14 protein-coding genes are annotated in these 17,957 nt (G+C 59.1%); 8 read left to right on the top strand and 6 right to left on the bottom strand.

Annotated features, from left to right (window positions below; all coding sequences use genetic code 11):
• The first annotated feature begins 47 nt into the window (after positions 1–47).
• From ppsA to AC1DWM_RS07885, 8 genes are all read left to right on the top strand, one after another.
• Entirely contained in the window at positions 48–2,423 is a 2,376-nt protein-coding gene (gene ppsA, locus AC1DWM_RS07920) for a phosphoenolpyruvate synthase (RefSeq protein ID WP_007944516.1), read from the top strand.
• A gap of 91 nt (positions 2,424–2,514) precedes the next feature.
• On the top strand, positions 2,515–3,504 hold the full coding sequence (locus AC1DWM_RS07915; protein WP_477794952.1) for an alpha/beta fold hydrolase: 990 nt from the start codon (positions 2,515–2,517) through the stop codon (positions 3,502–3,504).
• 120 nt (positions 3,505–3,624) lie between these two features.
• Positions 3,625–4,116: a ribonuclease E activity regulator RraA gene (gene rraA / locus AC1DWM_RS07910; protein WP_027922555.1), complete on the top strand. Its 492-nt coding sequence runs from the start codon at positions 3,625–3,627 to the stop codon at positions 4,114–4,116.
• 24 nt (positions 4,117–4,140) lie between these two features.
• Entirely contained in the window at positions 4,141–5,136 is a 996-nt protein-coding gene (locus tag AC1DWM_RS07905) for a zinc transporter ZntB (RefSeq protein WP_223516730.1), read from the top strand.
• Positions 5,137–5,199: 63 nt separating this feature from the next.
• Positions 5,200–5,448: a CrfX protein gene (locus AC1DWM_RS07900; RefSeq protein WP_223516729.1), complete on the top strand. Its 249-nt coding sequence runs from the start codon at positions 5,200–5,202 to the stop codon at positions 5,446–5,448.
• 1 nt (position 5,449) lies between these two features.
• Complete coding sequence (locus AC1DWM_RS07895; RefSeq protein ID WP_046053154.1) at positions 5,450–6,274, top strand: mechanosensitive ion channel family protein; 825 nt, start codon at positions 5,450–5,452, stop codon at positions 6,272–6,274.
• Between the two features lie 87 nt (positions 6,275–6,361).
• The gene (gene sigX, locus AC1DWM_RS07890; RefSeq protein ID WP_223516727.1) at positions 6,362–6,952 is read left to right on the top strand and encodes an RNA polymerase sigma factor SigX; all 591 of its coding nucleotides are present in this window, start codon (positions 6,362–6,364) and stop codon (positions 6,950–6,952) included.
• A 107-nt stretch (positions 6,953–7,059) separates the two neighbouring features.
• Positions 7,060–8,103: an OmpA family protein gene (locus AC1DWM_RS07885; RefSeq protein ID WP_223516725.1), complete on the top strand. Its 1,044-nt coding sequence runs from the start codon at positions 7,060–7,062 to the stop codon at positions 8,101–8,103.
• A gap of 85 nt (positions 8,104–8,188) precedes the next feature.
• On the opposite strand, the gene cobA is transcribed toward AC1DWM_RS07885, so the two are convergent.
• The 6 genes from cobA to AC1DWM_RS07855 all read right to left on the bottom strand — a co-directional run bounded on the left by cobA (position 8,189) and on the right by AC1DWM_RS07855 (position 17,765).
• Positions 8,189–8,953 (bottom strand): uroporphyrinogen-III C-methyltransferase, encoded by a 765-nt coding sequence (gene cobA / locus AC1DWM_RS07880; RefSeq protein WP_223516723.1) that lies wholly within the window; start codon positions 8,951–8,953, stop codon positions 8,189–8,191.
• Between the two features lie 10 nt (positions 8,954–8,963).
• Complete coding sequence (locus tag AC1DWM_RS07875) at positions 8,964–11,681, bottom strand: nitrate reductase (protein WP_477794951.1); 2,718 nt, start codon at positions 11,679–11,681, stop codon at positions 8,964–8,966.
• The gene (nirD, locus tag AC1DWM_RS07870; RefSeq protein WP_477794950.1) at positions 11,681–11,998 is read right to left on the bottom strand and encodes a nitrite reductase small subunit NirD; all 318 of its coding nucleotides are present in this window, start codon (positions 11,996–11,998) and stop codon (positions 11,681–11,683) included. The genes AC1DWM_RS07875 and nirD overlap by 1 nt, the downstream gene beginning before the upstream one ends.
• Positions 11,995–14,448, bottom strand: a complete 2,454-nt coding sequence (nirB, locus tag AC1DWM_RS07865; protein ID WP_223516717.1) for a nitrite reductase large subunit NirB — start codon at positions 14,446–14,448, stop codon at positions 11,995–11,997. The genes nirD and nirB overlap by 4 nt, the downstream gene beginning before the upstream one ends.
• Positions 14,449–14,875: 427 nt before the next feature.
• Complete coding sequence (locus AC1DWM_RS07860; RefSeq protein WP_223516716.1) at positions 14,876–16,546, bottom strand: bifunctional protein-serine/threonine kinase/phosphatase; 1,671 nt, start codon at positions 16,544–16,546, stop codon at positions 14,876–14,878.
• Positions 16,547–16,553: 7 nt separating this feature from the next.
• Complete coding sequence (locus AC1DWM_RS07855) at positions 16,554–17,765, bottom strand: nitrate/nitrite transporter (RefSeq protein ID WP_223516714.1); 1,212 nt, start codon at positions 17,763–17,765, stop codon at positions 16,554–16,556.
• Positions 17,766–17,957: the final 192 nt, after the last annotated feature.

Raw genomic sequence — 17,957 nt, 5'->3', positions numbered from 1 at the left:
GCAGCCGGCTTCTGAGCTTTTCCAACACAGTTAGTGGAGAGATCACCTTGGTAGAGTACGTAGTTTCCCTCGATAAGCTCGGCGTCCATGATGTAGAGCACGTAGGGGGCAAGAACGCATCCCTGGGCGAGATGATCAGTAACCTTGCAGGTGCCGGTGTATCGGTGCCCGGTGGCTTCGCCACGACAGCTCAGGCTTATCGTGATTTTCTGGAACTGAGCGGCCTCAACGATCAGATCCACGCCGCCCTCGACGCCCTGGATGTCGACGATGTCAACGCCCTGGCCCGTACCGGCGCCCAGATCCGTCAATGGATCATGGAAGCCGAGTTCCCCGAGAAGCTCAACGCCGAGATCCGCACTGCGTTCGCCACGCTGTCGGCCGGCAACCCTGACATGGCCGTGGCCGTGCGCTCTTCCGCTACCGCCGAAGACTTGCCGGACGCGTCCTTCGCCGGTCAGCAGGAAACTTTCCTGAACATCCGTGGTGTCGAAAACGTCATTCGCGCCGCCAAAGAGGTGTTCGCTTCCCTGTTTAACGACCGTGCGATTTCCTACCGTGTGCACCAGGGCTTCGACCACAAGCTGGTGGCTCTGTCGGCCGGCGTTCAGCGCATGGTCCGCTCCGAGACCGGCACCGCCGGCGTGATGTTCACCCTCGATACCGAATCGGGCTTCCGTGACGTCGTGTTCATCACCGGCGCCTACGGCCTGGGTGAAACCGTCGTACAAGGCGCGGTGAACCCGGATGAGTTCTACGTGCACAAAGGCACGCTGGCTGCTGGTCGTCCAGCTATCCTGCGCCGCAACCTGGGCAGCAAAGCCATCAAGATGATCTACGGCGAAGTCGCCACGGCCGGCAAATCGGTCAAGACCATCGACGTCGACAAAGCGGATCGCGCTCGTTTCTGCCTGAGCGATGCCGAAGTCAGCGAACTGGCCAAGCAAGCGATGATCATCGAGAAGCACTACAAGTGCCCGATGGACATCGAGTGGGCCAAAGACGGCGACGACGGCAAGCTCTACATCGTTCAGGCCCGCCCTGAAACCGTGAAGAGCCGCACTCAGGCCAACGTCATGGAGCGTTACCTGTTGAAAGAAACCGGCACTGTGCTGGTTGAAGGCCGCGCCATCGGCCAGCGCATCGGCGCCGGCAAGGTCCGCATCATCAAGGACGTGTCCGAGATGGACAAAGTCCAGCCGGGCGACGTTCTGGTTTCCGACATGACCGACCCGGATTGGGAACCGGTCATGAAGCGCGCCAGCGCCATCGTCACCAACCGAGGCGGTCGTACTTGCCACGCGGCGATCATCGCTCGCGAACTGGGCATCCCGGCAGTGGTCGGTTGCGGCAACGCCACCCAGCTGTTGAAAGACGGCCAGGGCGTGACTGTTTCCTGCGCTGAAGGCGACACCGGTTACATCTTCGAAGGCGAACTGGGCTTCGACATCAAGAAAAACTCCGTCGATGCCATGCCGGACCTGCCGTTCAAGATCATGATGAACGTCGGCAACCCGGACCGCGCCTTCGACTTCGCGCAACTGCCGAACGCCGGTGTGGGCCTGGCCCGTCTGGAATTCATCATCAACCGCATGATCGGCGTTCACCCGAAAGCGCTGTTGAACTACGACGGTCTGCCGCAGGACATCAAGGACAGCGTCGACAAGCGCATCGCCGGTTACAACGACCCGGTCGACTTCTACGTCGACAAACTGGTCGAAGGCATCAGCACCCTGGCTGCAGCGTTCACGCCGAAAAAGGTCATCGTGCGTCTGTCGGACTTCAAGTCCAACGAGTACGCGAACCTGATCGGCGGCAAGCTCTACGAGCCGGAAGAAGAAAACCCGATGCTGGGCTTCCGTGGCGCTTCGCGTTACATCAGCGAATCGTTCCGTGACTGCTTCGAGCTCGAGTGCCGCGCCCTCAAGCGTGTGCGCAACGAGATGGGCCTGACCAACGTCGAAATCATGGTGCCGTTCGTCCGTACCCTGGGCGAAGCCAGCCAAGTGATCGATCTGCTGGCCGAAAACGGCCTGGCTCGCGGCGAAAACGGTCTGCGCATCATCATGATGTGCGAACTGCCATCCAACGCGATCCTCGCTGAAGAATTCCTCGAATTCTTCGACGGCTTCTCGATTGGTTCCAACGACCTGACTCAGCTGACGCTGGGCCTGGACCGTGACTCCGGGATCATCGCGCACCTGTTCGACGAGCGTAATCCGGCGGTCAAGAAGCTGCTGGCCAACGCCATTGCCGCGTGCAACAAGGCTGGCAAGTACATCGGCATTTGCGGTCAGGGTCCTTCGGACCACCCGGACCTGGCCAAGTGGCTGATGGAGCAGGGCATTGAAAGCGTTTCGTTGAACCCCGATTCCGTACTGGAAACCTGGTTCTTCCTGGCTGAAGGTCAGGCTTCGGCTTGATCTGAATGAAGCCCCGGTCAAGTGGCCGGGGCTTTAAGAATTGAGTAGGGCGGGCTCCTCTGGATGCCGCCCTTTTTTGTGCAAGAGCATTATGCAAAGCAGCAGCAACCTATTTCCTGTCGCCCTGATCAGCGCCGAACGGCGCGGTGATCTGAGCGAAGATGTTTATCGATTGAAACCGGCCAACAGCCCGGACCCTAGCGTCGAACTGGCCGTTACTCGGCTGGGCATGGCCGATGGACCGGTGGGGCGCGGTGTGCCGGTGATTCTGTTGCACGGCAGCTTCTCCAATCGGCGCTTCTGGTTTTCCCCGAAAGGGCTGGGGTTGGGTGCTTACCTGACGCGTCTGGGATTCGACGTGTGGATCCCGGAAATGCGCGGTCATGGCCTGTCCCAGCGTAACCAGGGCTACCGCAAGAACCGTGTCGCCGATTACGCTCGTTACGATTTGCCTGCCATTGGCGCGTTTGTGCGTGAGCAAAGCGGTCAGGTTCCGCACTGGATCGGTCACTCACTGGGCGGTATCACGCTGGCAGCGGCATTGGGCGGTGAGTACATCGGCGAGCCTGTGGTGGCGTCTGCGGCGTTCTTTGGTGCGCAGGTCAGCCGGACCTACTGGCCATTGAAAATTCCACCGGTGGAATGGAGCGGGCGTTTTATTCTCAAGCGCTTTGCACAGCTGTCGGGATCCCGGCTCAAGCGCGGCCCGGAGGACGAGCCGATTGGCCTGGCCCTGGAAAGCATGCGCTGGTACGGCTTGTTTGGGCGATTCGGCGATTCCGACAAGGACTGGTGGGCTGGCTTGGCCAACGTTGCGATGCCGGTGTTGGCTGTAAGCGCGGTTGGCGATCATCAGGACCCGACGTGGGCGTGTCGCAAACTGTTTGACCAGATCGGTTCCGAGCACAAGCAATTCATTGAACTTGGTCGCGAGCAGGGCTTTGGCGACAATTTTGGTCACGTTGAAATGCTGGTCAGCAAAGCCGCTCAAGCCGAAGTCTGGCCATTGGTGGCGCGTTGGTTGGCTGATCAACAGACGCCTTTGATGGGCGACAAGCAGGATCTGGCCACGGCAATTTGAAGCCGATGCTCTAACAAGGGCATTCCGCTCTGTTCGGCTTGCGGCTAAGATATGACGCATTGAGCTATTTTGGTCACGTTCGACACCCTCGATTGTCTTCCTCTTTACAGGAGTTTCTCGATGAACCATTACCTCACGCCTGACCTGTGCGACGCCTATCCGGAGCTGGTGCAGGTGCTGGAACCGATGTTCAGCAATTTCGGTGGCCGTGATTCTTTCGGCGGCGAAATCGTGACCATCAAGTGCTTCGAAGACAACTCGCTGGTCAAGGAACAAGCCGAGCTCAAGGGTAATGGCAAGGTGTTGGTGGTCGACGGTGGTGGTTCCCTGCGTCGTGCGCTGCTGGGCGACATGATCGCCGAGAAAGCCGCGAAAAACGGTTGGGAAGGGCTGGTGATCTACGGTTGCATCCGTGACGTCGACGTCATTGCACAAACCGACCTGGGTGTTCAGGCCCTGGCCAGCCATCCGATGAAAACCGACAAGCGCGGGATCGGCGATCTCAACGTAGCGGTGACCTTTGCCGGCGTGACGTTCCATCCAGGCCATTACATCTATGCGGACAACAACGGCGTGATCATTTCGCCAAGCCCGCTGAAAATGCCTGAATAAACAGAAACCAACAAAGGGATGCGGATGTTCGAGGAAGAAAACGCGCAGTGGGGCCTGGTGCATGCCCTGGTGCTGGACGGTAAAGGCGGTGCGCGTTCGATAGCCCGGACTGAGCTCGATGACTTGCAACTACAGGCCCATGAAAGCCTGTGGCTGCACTGGGATCGCAGTCATCCGCAAACCCAGACCTGGCTGCGTAAATCCAGCGGTCTGAGTGAATTCAGCTGTGACCTTTTACTCGAAGAAAACACCCGGCCGCGCCTGTTGCCCTTGCCGGACGCCGAACTGTTGCTGTTTCTGCGCGGGGTCAACCTGAACCCCGGCGCAGAACCGGAAGACATGGTCTCGGTGCGAATATTCGCCTCGGCCCAGCGAGTTATCTCCTTGCGTCTGCGACCGTTGCGCGCAACCGATGAATTGCTGGTGCAACTCACCGATGGCAAAGGGCCGAAAACCGCCTCCGAACTCGTCCTGTGCATGGCGCAATACCTCACCAACAAAGTGCAGGACCTGGTCAGTTGCCTCTCGGAAGTGGTCGATGAGGAAGAAGAAAAACTGGATGCCGACGAACGGTATACTCCCGAACATGGCGCCATATTGCAGATCCGTCGCAGGGCGGCTGCACTGAAACGTTTCCTTGCACCACAACGGGAGATTTTCGGGCAACTGACGCGTATAAAGCTGCCCTGGTTTGTCGACGACGACGGCGATTACTGGAACGAATTGAACAACAGCCTGACCCGCTACCTTGAGGAGCTGGAATTGACCCGGGAGCGGGTGGGGCTGGTCCTTGAGGCTGAAGACAGACGCTTGAGCGTGCGCATGAACCGCACGATGTACCGTTTCGGGATCATCACCGGGATCTTTTTGCCGATGAGTTTTCTGACCGGTCTTTTGGGGATCAACGTGGGTGGCATTCCGTTCTCTGCCAGTCCCTATGGCTTCCTGATTGCGTGCCTGATGATGGTCTCGGTGGCGCTCGGGCAGTGGTGGTTATTTCGACGTTTGCGCTGGGTCTGAAGATGAGTCATGTGACCCGAGCAAATTTGACCGCGTCTTTCACAGACATCACGAGAGGTGCGTATGCACGATCCGTTTGAACAGTCTTTGCGCGACATGCTCAATGCATCACCGTCCACCCGGGACGATGATGCGTGCCTTGGGCGTGTACTGAAAACCGCCAACCGCCAGGTCGGCGCTGGTGATCTGTTCAGCCTGCTGGGTCGCTGGTTGCCCGCGCTGATGATTGCCCTCAATAGCGGCTCGGCCCACGTCTCGCCGGTATCCCGTCACCGTAAACCTACCGTTCGCACCGCTGATAAGGCTGATTAATATGGAACTTGATCTCTGGACTCAGAGCCTCGTCACTGCAATGACTGCGTTATGGACCAAGGTTGCGAACTTCATTCCGAACCTGTTCGGCGCACTGGTGGTGCTGCTGTTGGGTTTCGTCGTGGCGAAACTTTTGGACACTTTATTGTCCAAGCTGCTCGCCAAGCTGGGGCTCGATCGCCTGATGGGCGGCACCGGRCTGACTAAGTTGTTGTCCCGCGCCGGTCTTCAAGTACCGATCTCGACCCTGATCGGCAAAATTGTCTATTGGTTCGTTCTGCTAATTTTTCTGGTTTCTGCCGCAGAATCTCTTGGACTTGAACGAGTTTCAGCTACGCTGGATATGCTAGCTCTGTATGTGCCGAAGGTATTCGGCGCGGCACTGGTGTTGCTGGTGGGTGTTTTACTGGCACAACTGGCCAATGGATTGGTGCGCGGCGCAGCAGAAGGCGTAGGACTGGACTACGCTGCAGGATTGGGACGAATTGCGCAGGGGCTGGTGATTATCATCAGCATTTCGGTTGCGATCAGTCAGTTGGAGGTCAAGACTGACCTCTTGAACCATGTGATCGTCATCGTATTGATTACCGTTGGTCTGGCGGTTGCGCTGGCCATGGGTTTGGGAAGCCGGGAAATCGCCGGGCAGATTCTTGCGGGAATCTATGTGCGAGAGCTGTATCAGGTTGGGCAACAAGTGCGTGTTGGCGAGGTTGAGGGGCAGATCGAAGAGATCGGCACGGTTAAAACTACATTGCTGACCGATGAGGGTGAGCTAGTCTCTCTCTCGAATCGGATTCTCCTGGAGCAGCATGTAAGTAGCCGCTAACGCGGCAAACCCTGCTAACGTATGCCGCCGCAAAATGTCCTGAAAGGGCTGCGGCGGACATTGACCTGACTGTCGGCCCGACTTGTTTTGAATAAAGCTCAATCGCTCTCCACGCGCTACGACCCCCGCGAGCTCTCTGATGAGGAGTTGGTCGCGCGCTCGCATACCGAGCTGTTTCACGTAACGCGTGCATATGAAGAACTGATGCGGCGTTACCAGCGAACATTATTTAATGTCTGTGCCCGATACCTTGGGAACGATCGCGACGCAGACGATGTCTGTCAGGAAGTGATGCTGAAGGTGCTGTATGGCTTGAAGAACTTTGAAGGGAAATCGAAGTTCAAGACGTGGCTATATAGCATCACGTACAACGAATGCATCACACAGTATCGGAAGGAACGGCGAAAGCGTCGCTTGATGGACGCTTTAAGTCTGGACCCCCTCGAGGAAGCATCTGAAGAAAAGATGCCGAAACCTGAGGATAAGGGTGGACTTGATCGCTGGCTTGTGTATGTAAACCCGATTGACCGTGAAATTTTGGTGCTACGATTTGTCGCAGAGCTGGAATTTCAGGAGATCGCGGATATTATGCATATGGGATTGAGTGCAACAAAAATGCGGTACAAACGCGCTCTTGATAAATTGCGTGAGAAATTTGCAGACAGTGCTGAAACTTAGTTCAGCGCAAATATCTCTTACGTGTAGGCTAGTTCTGATAGACTAGCCGCCGAGTTGTCCCCCGGTTTGAGGGACTGCTTTACAATCACCAGATGGGGATTTAACGGATGAAACTGAAAAACACCTTGGGCTTGGCCATTGGTACTCTTATTGCCGCTACTTCTTTCGGCGTTCTGGCACAAGGCCAAGGCGCTTTTGAAGGCGAGCTTAACTACGGGAAAAAGTACAACGACAGCGTTAACGACGTTGAAGACGGTTACACTCCTGGCGCCTCCATCGGTTACTTCTTGACCGACGATGTATCGGTGAACTTCACCTACAACGCTGAAGACTACACCCGTTCGGACAACAACACTGGCAATCAGAAAATCGAAGGCGACAGCTTCGGTCTGAACACTCAATACCACTTCAACAACGCTGGCGACGCTCTGCGTCCTTACGTTCAAGGTGGTGTTAAGCACGGCAGCATGACCAACGTTAAAGCTAACGGCCACAGCGGTCGTGACCAGTCGACTTTCCTGACTGCTGGCGCTGGCCTGAAGTACTACTTCGTGGAAAACGTCTACGCCCGTGCTGGCGTAGAAGCTGACTACAAGCTGGACAACGGCCGTTGGGACTACATTCCTTCCATTGGCCTGGGCGTGAACTTCGGTGGCGGCAACAAGCCAGTTGCTGCAGCTCCAGCACCAGAAGTTTGCTCCGACAGCGACAACGATGGCGTGTGCGACAACGTTGACAAGTGCCCAGACACCCCAGCCAACGTAACTGTTGACGCTGATGGCTGCCCGGCAGTTGCTGAAGTTGTTCGTGTTGAGCTGGACGTGAAATTCGACTTCGACAAGTCGGCAGTCAAGCCAGACAGCTACGCTGACATCAAGAACCTGGCTGATTTCATGAAGCAGTACCCAGCCACCAGCACTACTGTTGAAGGTCACACTGACAACGTCGGTCCTGACGCTTACAACCAGAAACTGTCCGAGCGTCGTGCAAACGCCGTTAAGCAAGTTCTGACCAACCAGTACGGTGTTGAATCGTCGCGCGTTCAGTCTGTTGGCTACGGCGAATCCCGCCCAGTTGCTGACAACAAAACCGCTGAAGGTCGTGCTATCAACCGTCGCGTAGAAGCGCAGGTTGAAGCTAACGCTAAGTAATTAGCGCACAGCTCTGAGAAAAGCCCGGCTTAGGCCGGGCTTTTCTTTGTCTGCGATTTGGTGAAATGGAGTGATTCAGGCAGCTTTACGCTGGTTGATCCGCCGTCATCGCAGGCAAGCCGTGCTCCCACAGGGATCGAGTCGCACAGGCCGCGACCGCGCCAATCACCAGGATGGCCGGGCTTTTCAGTTCGAAGGCACAGGCATCTTCTTCCATCGCCTTTAAGCTGCTCCGGCATTCCCTTTGATGCGGCAACGATGCATTTTCAATCATCGCTACCGGCGTATCGGCTGCCATTGCACCAGCCAGCAGTTGCTCACGGATCTCGCTGAGCTTCGCCACACCCATGTAAATCACCAGTGTCGTGCCACCTTGGGCCAGCGCCTGCCAGTTAAGGCTGCTGCCATCCTGAGTGTGGGCGGTGACCAGCGTTACCCCTCGTGCCACGCCGCGCAGGGTTAGCGGAATATCGCATTGCGTCGCGCCAGCCAGCCCGGCAGTGATGCCATTGACCAGTTCAACCTCGACACCACGTTCGCGCAACCACTGTGCTTCTTCACCACCACGCCCGAAGATGCACGGGTCGCCACCCTTGAGCCGAACCACGCATTTGCCGTGACGGGCATAACGCAACATCAAACGATGAATGAATTCTTGCGGAGTAGAGCGACAGCCACCGCGCTTACCCACAGGAATAATCCGCGCGCCGCAGCAGTGCTCCAGCACCGCGTCGTTGACCAGATCGTCGATCAGCACCACATCCGCTTCTCTCAATGCCCGAACAGCTTTGAGCGTCAGTAATTCAGGGTCACCGGGACCCGCACCCACCAGCCAGACTTTTGCGCTCATAGTGTTTTCCTCACGAGATGGCGGCTTGCGGCTGCGCGGTGGCGGCCAGCAAACGCTTGATTTCCGGGACGCAGGAACCGCATTGCGTGCCGCAACCCAATTCTTGTTTCAACCCCTGCAAGTCCAGGCCACGACGAATGCCGGCGCAGACCGCGTTTTGGCTGACGTTTTTGCAGTTGCACAGGGTTTTGTTGCCGGTCGCTTCGGCATCGACCTGGCCCGGCGGGGCACTTAGTGGCGCGAGCAGCCAACGCCGTAGCTGTTCATCGGCGCGACCTTCGAGCCAGAGGTTCTGCAGCCAGTGTCGGGCGAGGGTTTCACCCGCCAAACGGATCGTAGTGATCCGGCCGTTCTCGATCCGCACCCGCTTACCGATGGAGCGTCGTGGGTCGTCGTAGGCCAGGACCGGGCCGTCATTGAGCCCCAGGCATTGATCGATTTCCCGTAGCAGTTGCGGATCTGGCGCGGTGGGACTGGCAGCGCGTATCAGCAGCGCAGGGCGCTCACGGCCAGCAAGGCTGAGGCTGACGTAGGAAAACGTCTCGCAGAGCGGGCGTAGAGTCTCAAAATGCTGTTGGACATCGCCCTCTATCAGCGCGAAAAGGTGCCAAGGCAATTGGACCGGTTCGAGGCGTACGCCACTGTGTTTAAGCTCCGGTTGTTTCGACAAAGGGTCGAAGGCGGGGAGCGTGAGGGTGTTTATGCCACCCTTAAGAAAACGGTCACCAAAATGCATCGGCAAAAAGGCTTGGCCCGGACGCACGCTGTCATCACTGGCGACCGGCACGATCACTGCGCCGCGGCGGCTTTTCAGGCTGATCAGATCACCGGATTGCAGGCGATGCCGGCGCAGTTCATCGGGGTGCAGGCTCAACACGGCTTCGCTGACATGTCCGAACAGCTGCGCGGCGGTGCCGGTGCGGCTCATACCGTGCCATTGATCGCGCAGGCGACCGGTGATCAGCGTCAGCGGGAAGCGTGCATCCCGTTGTTCCTTGGCGGCGCGATACGGATCTGCCACGAACTGCGCGCGGCCACTGGCGGTCGGGAAAATACCGTCCAGATACAGCCGGGCGGTGCCTGCGCTGGAACCCGTAGGAAAAGGCCATTGTTGCGGACCGATTTTGTCGATCAGCGCGTGGCTGATTCCAGACAAATCCAGATCGCGGCCGCGCGTCAGCTGTTTGTATTCGTCGAAGACCTGCGCCGGGGTTTCAAAGGCAAACAGGCTGGCCGCTTCCGGGCGCAGACGTTTCTCCAGACGCTGTGCAAAATCCACCGTGATAGCCCAGTCCGGACGCGCTTCACCGGGTGCGATGATCGCCCGGCGGACGTGGGAAATACGCCGCTCGGAGTTGGTGACCGTGCCGTCTTTTTCACCCCAACTAGCGGCGGGCAGCAGCAGATCGGCGAACGCAGCGGTTTCGGTGGTGCGGAAAGCCTCTTGCAGCACCACGAACGGACAAGTCTCCAAAGCGGCGCGCACGGCAGTCTGATCGGGAAGGGACTGCGCGGGGTTGGTACACGCGATCCACAAGGCTTTGATCTTTCCGCTACCCACCTGCTCAAACAACTCGATGGCGCTCAGCCCCGGGTTTTCCGGCAGGTGATCAACGCCCCAATAAGTCGCCACCTCGGCACGGTGCTGCGCATTGGCGGCGTCGCGATGCCCCGGCAGCAGGTTGGACAGACTGCCAGTTTCGCGCCCGCCCATGGCATTTGGCTGACCGGTCAACGAGAAAGGTCCTGCACCCGGCCGGCCAATTTGCCCGGTCGCCAGGTGTAAATTAATCAGGGCGCTGTTTTTTGCGCTGCCGGCGGTGGACTGGTTCAGCCCCATGCACCACAGCGACAGGAAACTCGGTGAAGTACCGACCCATTCGGCGCATTGCTGCAGTTGTTCGCTGCTGATTCCGCACAGCTGCGACACCATCTGCGGTGTGTAATCGCGCACCAGACTCTTCAACTCGGCCAGGCCTTCGGTATGGGCCTTGATGTAGTCGCGGTCGATCCAGTCTTCCCACAGCAGCAGGTGCAAAATCCCATGGAACAAGGCGACATCGGTCCCCGGAAGAATCGCCAGGTGCAGGTCAGCCAAATCGCAAGTGTCGGTACGACGCGGGTCGATGACGATGACTTTCATCTGTGGTCGCTGGGATTTGGCTTCTTCCAGACGACGAAACAGCACCGGGTGGGCGTAGGCCATGTTGCTGCCGACGATCATCACGCAGTCGCTCAGTTCCAGGTCTTCATAGCTGCATGGCGGCGCATCGGCGCCCAGGCTGCGTTTATAGCCGACCACCGCCGACGACATGCACAGCCGCGAATTGCTGTCGATGTTATTGGTGCCCACCAGCGCTCGCGCCAGTTTGTTGAAGGCGTAGTAGTCCTCGGTCAGCAACTGCCCGGAAATGTAGAACGCCACGCTGTCCGGGCCGTGCTCGGCAATGGTTTGGGCGAAAACGCTGGCGGCGTGATCGAGGGCGCTGTCCCAGTCGGTGCGGCCACGCGCCAGGCCTTTGCCGAGGCGCAGTTCGGGGTACAACGCCCGCGCCGTCAAGTCGCCGGTCAAATGCAGGGTTGATCCCTTGCTGCACAACTTGCCGAAGTTGGCCGGGTGCGCCGGATCGCCGCTGACGCCGAGGATGCGCTCGCCGTCATGCTCGATCAGCACCCCGCAGCCAACCCCGCAATAGCAGCAGGTAGACGCGGTGATCTGGCGGTCCATCAGCCTGCGTCCCGCAGGGCCAGCATCACACGGCCATTTTCGACCCGCGCCGGGTGGTGATGGGCGCAGCCGATGTCCGGGGCCTGGGCTTCGCCAGTTTCCAGATCGATCTGCCAGTTGTGCAGCGGGCAGGCCACACGCTTGCCGTAGATCAAGCCTTGGGACAGCGGCCCGCCCTTGTGCGGGCAGCGGTCGTCGAGGGCGAAAACCTCATCGTCGCTGGTACGAAAAATCGCGATGTCACCTTTGGGGCCGACGATGATCCGTGAACCCAAGGCGTTGATTTCTTCCAGTGCGCAGATATCCAGCCAGTTCATGCCAGCACCTCCAGGTTTTTCACGGGAATGACGTCGAATTCTTTTTTCAGTAGCGGCTGTTCCAGGCGTTCTTTCCACGGATCCTGTTCGAACGACAGAGAGAATTGCAGGCGATCATTGAGCGCCTTGCGTCGCTCCGGGTCTTCCAGCACGGCTTTCTTGATGTGGTCCATGCCGACCCGTTGCAGGTAATGCACGGTACGTTCGAGGTAGAAGGCTTCTTCGCGATAGAGCTGCAGGAACGCGCCGTTGTATTCGCGCACTTCTTCAGCGGTTTTCAATTTGACGAAGAACTCGGCGACTTCGGTTTTAATCCCGCCATTGCCACCGATGTACATCTCCCAACCGGAGTCGACACCGATAATGCCTACGTCCTTGATGCCCGCTTCCGAGCAGTTGCGTGGGCAACCGGAGACCGCCAGTTTCACTTTGTGCGGCGACCACATGTTGAACAGGTCATGCTCAAGTTCGATGCCCAACTGCGTGGAATTCTGCGTGCCGAAACGGCAGAACTCGCTGCCGACGCAGGTCTTCACGGTGCGGATGGATTTGCCGTAGGCATGGCCGGACGGCATGTCGAGGTCCTTCCAGACGCCCGGCAAATCCTGTTTCTTGATCCCCAGCAAGTCGATACGCTGACCGCCGGTGACCTTGACCATCGGCACGTTGTACTTGTCGGCGACGTCGGCGATGCGGCGCAATTCCGAAGGGTTGGTCACACCGCCCCACATCCGCGGGACAACCGAGTAGGTGCCGTCTTTCTGAATGTTGGCGTGGGCGCGTTCGTTGATCAGGCGCGACTGCGGGTCATCCTTGGCTTCGCCCGGCCAGGTAGAAATCAGGTAGTAGTTGAGCGCTGGGCGGCAGGTAGCGCAGCCGTTCGGGGTGCGCCAGTTCAAGTAGCTGATGGTCCCGGCGATCGTCAGTAAATGCTGATCGCGGATGGCCTGGCGGATTTGCCCGTGGTTGAGGTCGCTGCAACCGCAGATGGCTTTTTCGCTTTTCGGTTTGACATCTGCCGCGCCGCCCACGGTGTTGATCAGGATCTGCTCGACGAGACCGGCGCAGGAGCCGCAGGAGCTGGCCGCCTTGGTGTGTTTCTTGACCTCGTCGACACTGAACAGCCCATGTTCCTGAATCGCTTTGACGATGGTGCCTTTGCACACGCCGTTGCAGCCACAGACTTCGGCGGTGTCGGCCATGCTCATGGCTTTATCCTGGCCTTGATGTCCTACATCGCCGAGCGCGTTTTCGCCGAACATCAGGTGATCGCGGATCTCGCCAATGGCGTGATTCTCACGAATCTGCCGGAAATACCAACCGCCATCTGCCGTATCGCCGTACAGACAGGCGCCGACCAAAACGTCATCCTTGATCACCAGTTTTTTGTAGACGCCGCCAATCGGGTCGGAGAGGGTGATGGTTTCCGTGCCTTCGCCGCCCATGAAGTCGCCGGCGGAGAACAGGTCAATGCCGGTGACTTTCAATTTGGTCGACGTCACCGAGCCCTGATAGCGTGCGAAGCCCAATTGTGCGAGGTGATTGGCGCAAACCTTGGCTTGCTCGAACAGTGGCGCAACGAGGCCGTAGGCGATGCCGCGATGGCTGGCGCATTCACCGATGGCGTAGACCCGTGGGTCGTAGGTTTGCATCGTGTCGTTGACCAGAATCCCCCGGTTGCAGGGGATGCCGGATTTTTCCGCGAGTTCGGTGTTGGGGCGAATGCCGGCGGCCATCACCACCAGGTCGGCGGGAATGATGTCACCGTTCTTGAATTCAACCGAGCCGACCCGGCCATTGCCGGCATCGTGCAGCGCCTGGGTTTGCTCGCACAGGCGAAAGTGCAGGCCGCGTGCTTCAAGGGCGGTTTGCAGCAGCTGGCCGCTGGTCTTGTCGAGTTGCCGCTCCAGCAGCCATTCGCCGATGTGCACCACGGTGACGTGCATGCCGCGCAGCATCAGGCCGTTGGCGGCTTCCAGACCGAGCAGGCCACCGCCGATGACGACGGCGTGCTTGTGGGTCTTGGCGGTGTTGATCATGGCCTGGGTGTCGGCGATGTCGCGGTAGCCGATCACACCCTGCAAGGTGTTGCCGGGGATCGGCAGAATGAACGGAGTCGAACCGGTGGCGATCAGCAGACGATCGTATTCAGCCTCGCTGCCGTCTTCGGCGATGACCCGGCGTTTGACCCGGTCGATCTCCACCACTTTGCGGTTGAGCAACAGTTTGATGTTGTTGTCCAGGTACCAGTCGAGGTCGTTGAGCACGATCTCTTCGAACGTCTGCTCACCGGCCAGTACCGGCGACAGCAGGATGCGGTTGTAGTTGGTATGGGGTTCGGCGCCGAAGACCGTGATGTCGTACAGCTCGTTACTCAGCTTGAGCAGTTCTTCCAGGGTGCGAACCCCGGCCATGCCGTTGCCGATCATCACCAGTTTTAGTTTTTTCATCAGGTTCTCCGGGGAGCTCCGACCCGCCTCATCAGGGCTTCAGGTCTGGCTCGACAAATTTTGCGCAAACAAAAAAAGGCGTCCCGCTAGTTGCCTAGCGAGGACGCCTTTGTCCTGGTCCCGTTCTCTCGGGAAGCGCAACCTTCGTCGTTGAAGGCCGGGCTTTATGTGTGGTGAAAAGGGTAATGCAGTGGTTGTGCCAAGTTTAAGAACTGCGGATTTGTTGGGGGCAAGAGGGTTTTTACAGGTCGTTATCGAGGTTTTTGCACCGCATCGAAGCGCGTTGCCCGGTTATGGAGCGCTTTGTCGATGGATGTGATGAGACTGTTAGGCCGCCTTCGCGAGCAGGCTCGCTCCCACAATGGATTTGTGGCGTTCATAAAACCCATGTGGGAGCGAGCCTGCTCGCGATGGGCGTGACTCGGTATCAGCGATGAAATACCAAAACCAGCAGCACCAGATTCAGCAGCAATGAAGCCAGTGCGATTGTCCGCCAGACCTTCAGCGGTTCGCGCTCAAGCAAAGGTCTGGGCCGCACGCTCAAACTGCGGCGCTCGCCTTGTTCCAGAAGCAGCAGCCATTCCTCCGCCGTTTCAAAGCGCTGAAGCGGATCCGCCGCGACGGCGCGTTCCAGACATTGCGCAATCCACTCCGGCAAGTCCGGCCGATAACGACTGGCACTGACCGGTACACCGAACCGGGGTCGCTGGAACGCTTCGATTTCACCGTAGGGATAATGCCCGGTCAGCAGGAAGTACAGCGTCACGCCAACCGCGTACAGATCCTGTTGCGGGGTCGGTGCATCTCCGCGAAAGGCTTCCGGTGCAATGTAACTGGGCGTTCCAGGCAGCGCAGAAGGTTGATCCTCCGACAGGCCGGCGCAATACGCGAGGCCGAAATCCAGCAGGCGCAACTCGCCGTCGTCACCCAGCATCAGGTTTTCCGGTTTGATATCGCGGTGCAGAATCTGCCGTCGATGCAGCATGCCGACCGCCCTTAGCAGGCGTTCGGCCAGATCCCGCCATTGCTCAAGCGGCATGGAGCCTACGCCCGTATGCAGTTCTGCCAGCGTAGATCCGGAATATTCGCGCATCACGTAGTACAAATGCTGACGCTGACTGGCGGCATGGACCTCAGGAAAGTGCCGTCCCGCCACGCGTTTTAGAAACCACTCTTCCGAAAGCAGCGCTTGCCCCGCCAGGTGATCGTCGCGTAGCGCAGCGGGCAAGGTTTTCAACAGCCAGGGTTGTTGTTGCCCGTCRCGAACCCGGTAAAGCAGTGACTGCTGGCTGTGGCCGAGTACGCCTTCGACGTGCCAGCCTTCGAAGGATTGACCGGGTTTCAGCGTGGGGGGCAGTGGCCATTGTTGTAAATGCATCAGCGCATCGCCAATGCTTGTTTCTCCCAAGGCATCGACCCGCACCAGCAGGGCGCTGGCATTGTCCTGACTGCCGGCCAGATGCGCGGCATTCACCAGAGTCTGTGCCGCGCTGTCCAGATCGGGCTGATCTCGCAGAATAGCGGCAATGGCGGTGTCGCCCAACACCGCCCAAACGCCGTCGCTGAGCAGTACGAAACTTTCGTTCAGGCGCAATTCGCCATCGAGAAAATCCAGCACCAGATGTTGATCCAGCCCCAGCGCGCGCTTGAGCACATGCTGCATGCCCGGTTGGTCCCAGACATGATCCTCACTGACGCGCTGCAACTGGTCCGCGTGCCAGCGATACACCCGGCAATCTCCTACATGGGCCAGGGTAAAACGCCTGCCGCGCATGACCAAAGCACTGACGGTGGTCAGCAGCGGTTGTCCGCCACCGTTGGCCTGCAACCAGCGGTTTTGCGCCAGCAGCAGGCGGTCCAATGCTTGAGCGACCCCCCAGGTTTGCGGGGTGGCGTAATAGTCCAGCGCCAGGGCCTGCAAGGTCGAACGGGCTGCGAGCCCGCCGTCGGCGCATTGGCTGACCCCGTCGGCAATGGCGAACAAGTACCCCTTGCTGACCGCCAACGCCGGGGCCGGCGTCACCAGGCGCAGGGCATCCTGATTTTCCTCCCGCGGGCCGGTGGCGCTGGCTTGGGCAAAGCTCAGTTGCAGGCTCATCGAGGGCTCAGACCCGAGCCGCCGTCACGGCAGCCGAACCCCAGGTGGTTCTCCAGCGACGTTTCACCCCGTGCAGACCGAACCAGGCCAGAACCCCGAGGCTGGCGAACAACCACAAGGCCAGTTGATAGCTGCCAGTGCTTTGCTTGATCGCGCCCATGCCTGCCGCCAGCGCGAAGCCACCGATACCGCCGGCCATGCCGATCAAACCGGTCATCACACCGATCTCCCGCCGAAAGCGCTGTGGCACCAATTGGAAAACCGCGCCGTTACCTGCGCCCAACCCGAGCATGGTGCAGACGAAAAGCGCCAGCGCCGCGTAGGAACTCGGCAGATTGAAACCGACTACCGCGATGCAGATCGCCGCCACCGTGTACATCGCCAGCAACGTGCGAATACCGCCGAAACGGTCCGCCAGCGCACCGCCCAATGGACGCATCAGGCTGCCACCAAACACGCAGGCCGCCGTGTAGTAACCGGCCGTGACCGGGCTCAGGCCGTATTGGTCGTTGAAGTAGCCGGGCAGGGCGCTGGCCAGGCCGATGAAGCCGCCGAAGGTCACGCTGTAGAAAAACATGAACCACCAGCTGTCGCGGTCGCCCAGGGCTTTGAAGTAGTCGGCCATGGACTTCGCTTTCGGCCGCTCAGGTGCGTTTTTCGCCAGCCAGGCGAAGACGATCAGGGTCAGGATCAGCGGGATCAGGGCGAAGCCGAACACGTTGCTCCAGCCGAAAGCGGCCGCCAATACCGGGGCGATCAGCGCGGCGAGCACCGTGCCCGAGTTGCCAGCGCCGGCAATGCCCATGGCTTTGCCCTGATGTTGTGGCGGATACCATTGCGAGGCCAGCGGCAGGGCGACGGCGAAGGACGCACCGGCCATGCCAAGGAACAAGCCAAGGACCAGCGCTTGTTCGTAACTGTGAATCCCGAGTTTCCAGGCGCCGAACAGCGCGCAGATGACGATCACCTGGCCAATCAGCCCAGCAGTTTTTGGCGACAGACGATCCGCCAGCATGCCCATGATAAAGCGCAGCACGGCGCCGGCCAGAATCGGCGTCGCCACTACCAGCCCGCGCTGTTGGGTGGTCAGGTGCAGGTCGGCGGCGATCTGTACGGCCAACGGGCCGAGCAGGTACCAGACCATGAAACTCAGGTCGAAGTAGAGGAAGGCCGCAAACAGTGTTGGCGTATGGCCGGATTTCCAGAAGCTTGAATTCATCGCGCACCTCAGCTGTGAAGAGTCTCGAGAAGGAGTCATGAGCTAGCAGGTGGGGCGCCTGTGGGCCGCACCACCGGCCCCGGGCTGTGGGGCCAAAACGAAAAAACGCCGCCACCCGATTCGCCAGAGGCAAATGGGGTGAGCGACGTCTTTGTCGTAGGTGGGGCAACCGCCGTTGGTTACCTGTGGTGA

The organism is Pseudomonas sp. P4_C8, from assembly GCF_056401975.1.
This window is presented reverse-complemented; position numbering and strand designations above follow the sequence as displayed.

What these genes read in the sequence shown, in the direction of transcription:
- AC1DWM_RS07905 (WP_223516730.1), top strand. Translation starts at nt 4,141, where the DNA reads ATGTTCGAGGAAGAAAACGCGCAGTGGGGCCTGGTGCATGCCCTGGTG.
- cobA (WP_223516723.1), bottom strand. Translation starts at nt 8,953, where the DNA reads ATGAGCGCAAAAGTCTGGCTGGTGGGTGCGGGTCCCGGTGACCCTGAA.
- AC1DWM_RS07885 (WP_223516725.1), top strand. Translation starts at nt 7,060, where the DNA reads ATGAAACTGAAAAACACCTTGGGCTTGGCCATTGGTACTCTTATTGCC.
- rraA (WP_027922555.1), top strand. Translation starts at nt 3,625, where the DNA reads ATGAACCATTACCTCACGCCTGACCTGTGCGACGCCTATCCGGAGCTG.
- nirD (WP_477794950.1), bottom strand. Translation starts at nt 11,998, where the DNA reads ATGAACTGGCTGGATATCTGCGCACTGGAAGAAATCAACGCCTTGGGT.
- AC1DWM_RS07915 (WP_477794952.1), top strand. Translation starts at nt 2,515, where the DNA reads ATGCAAAGCAGCAGCAACCTATTTCCTGTCGCCCTGATCAGCGCCGAA.
- AC1DWM_RS07900 (WP_223516729.1), top strand. Translation starts at nt 5,200, where the DNA reads ATGCACGATCCGTTTGAACAGTCTTTGCGCGACATGCTCAATGCATCA.
- AC1DWM_RS07875 (WP_477794951.1), bottom strand. Translation starts at nt 11,681, where the DNA reads ATGGACCGCCAGATCACCGCGTCTACCTGCTGCTATTGCGGGGTTGGC.
- nirB (WP_223516717.1), bottom strand. Translation starts at nt 14,448, where the DNA reads ATGAAAAAACTAAAACTGGTGATGATCGGCAACGGCATGGCCGGGGTT.
- AC1DWM_RS07855 (WP_223516714.1), bottom strand. Translation starts at nt 17,765, where the DNA reads ATGAATTCAAGCTTCTGGAAATCCGGCCATACGCCAACACTGTTTGCG.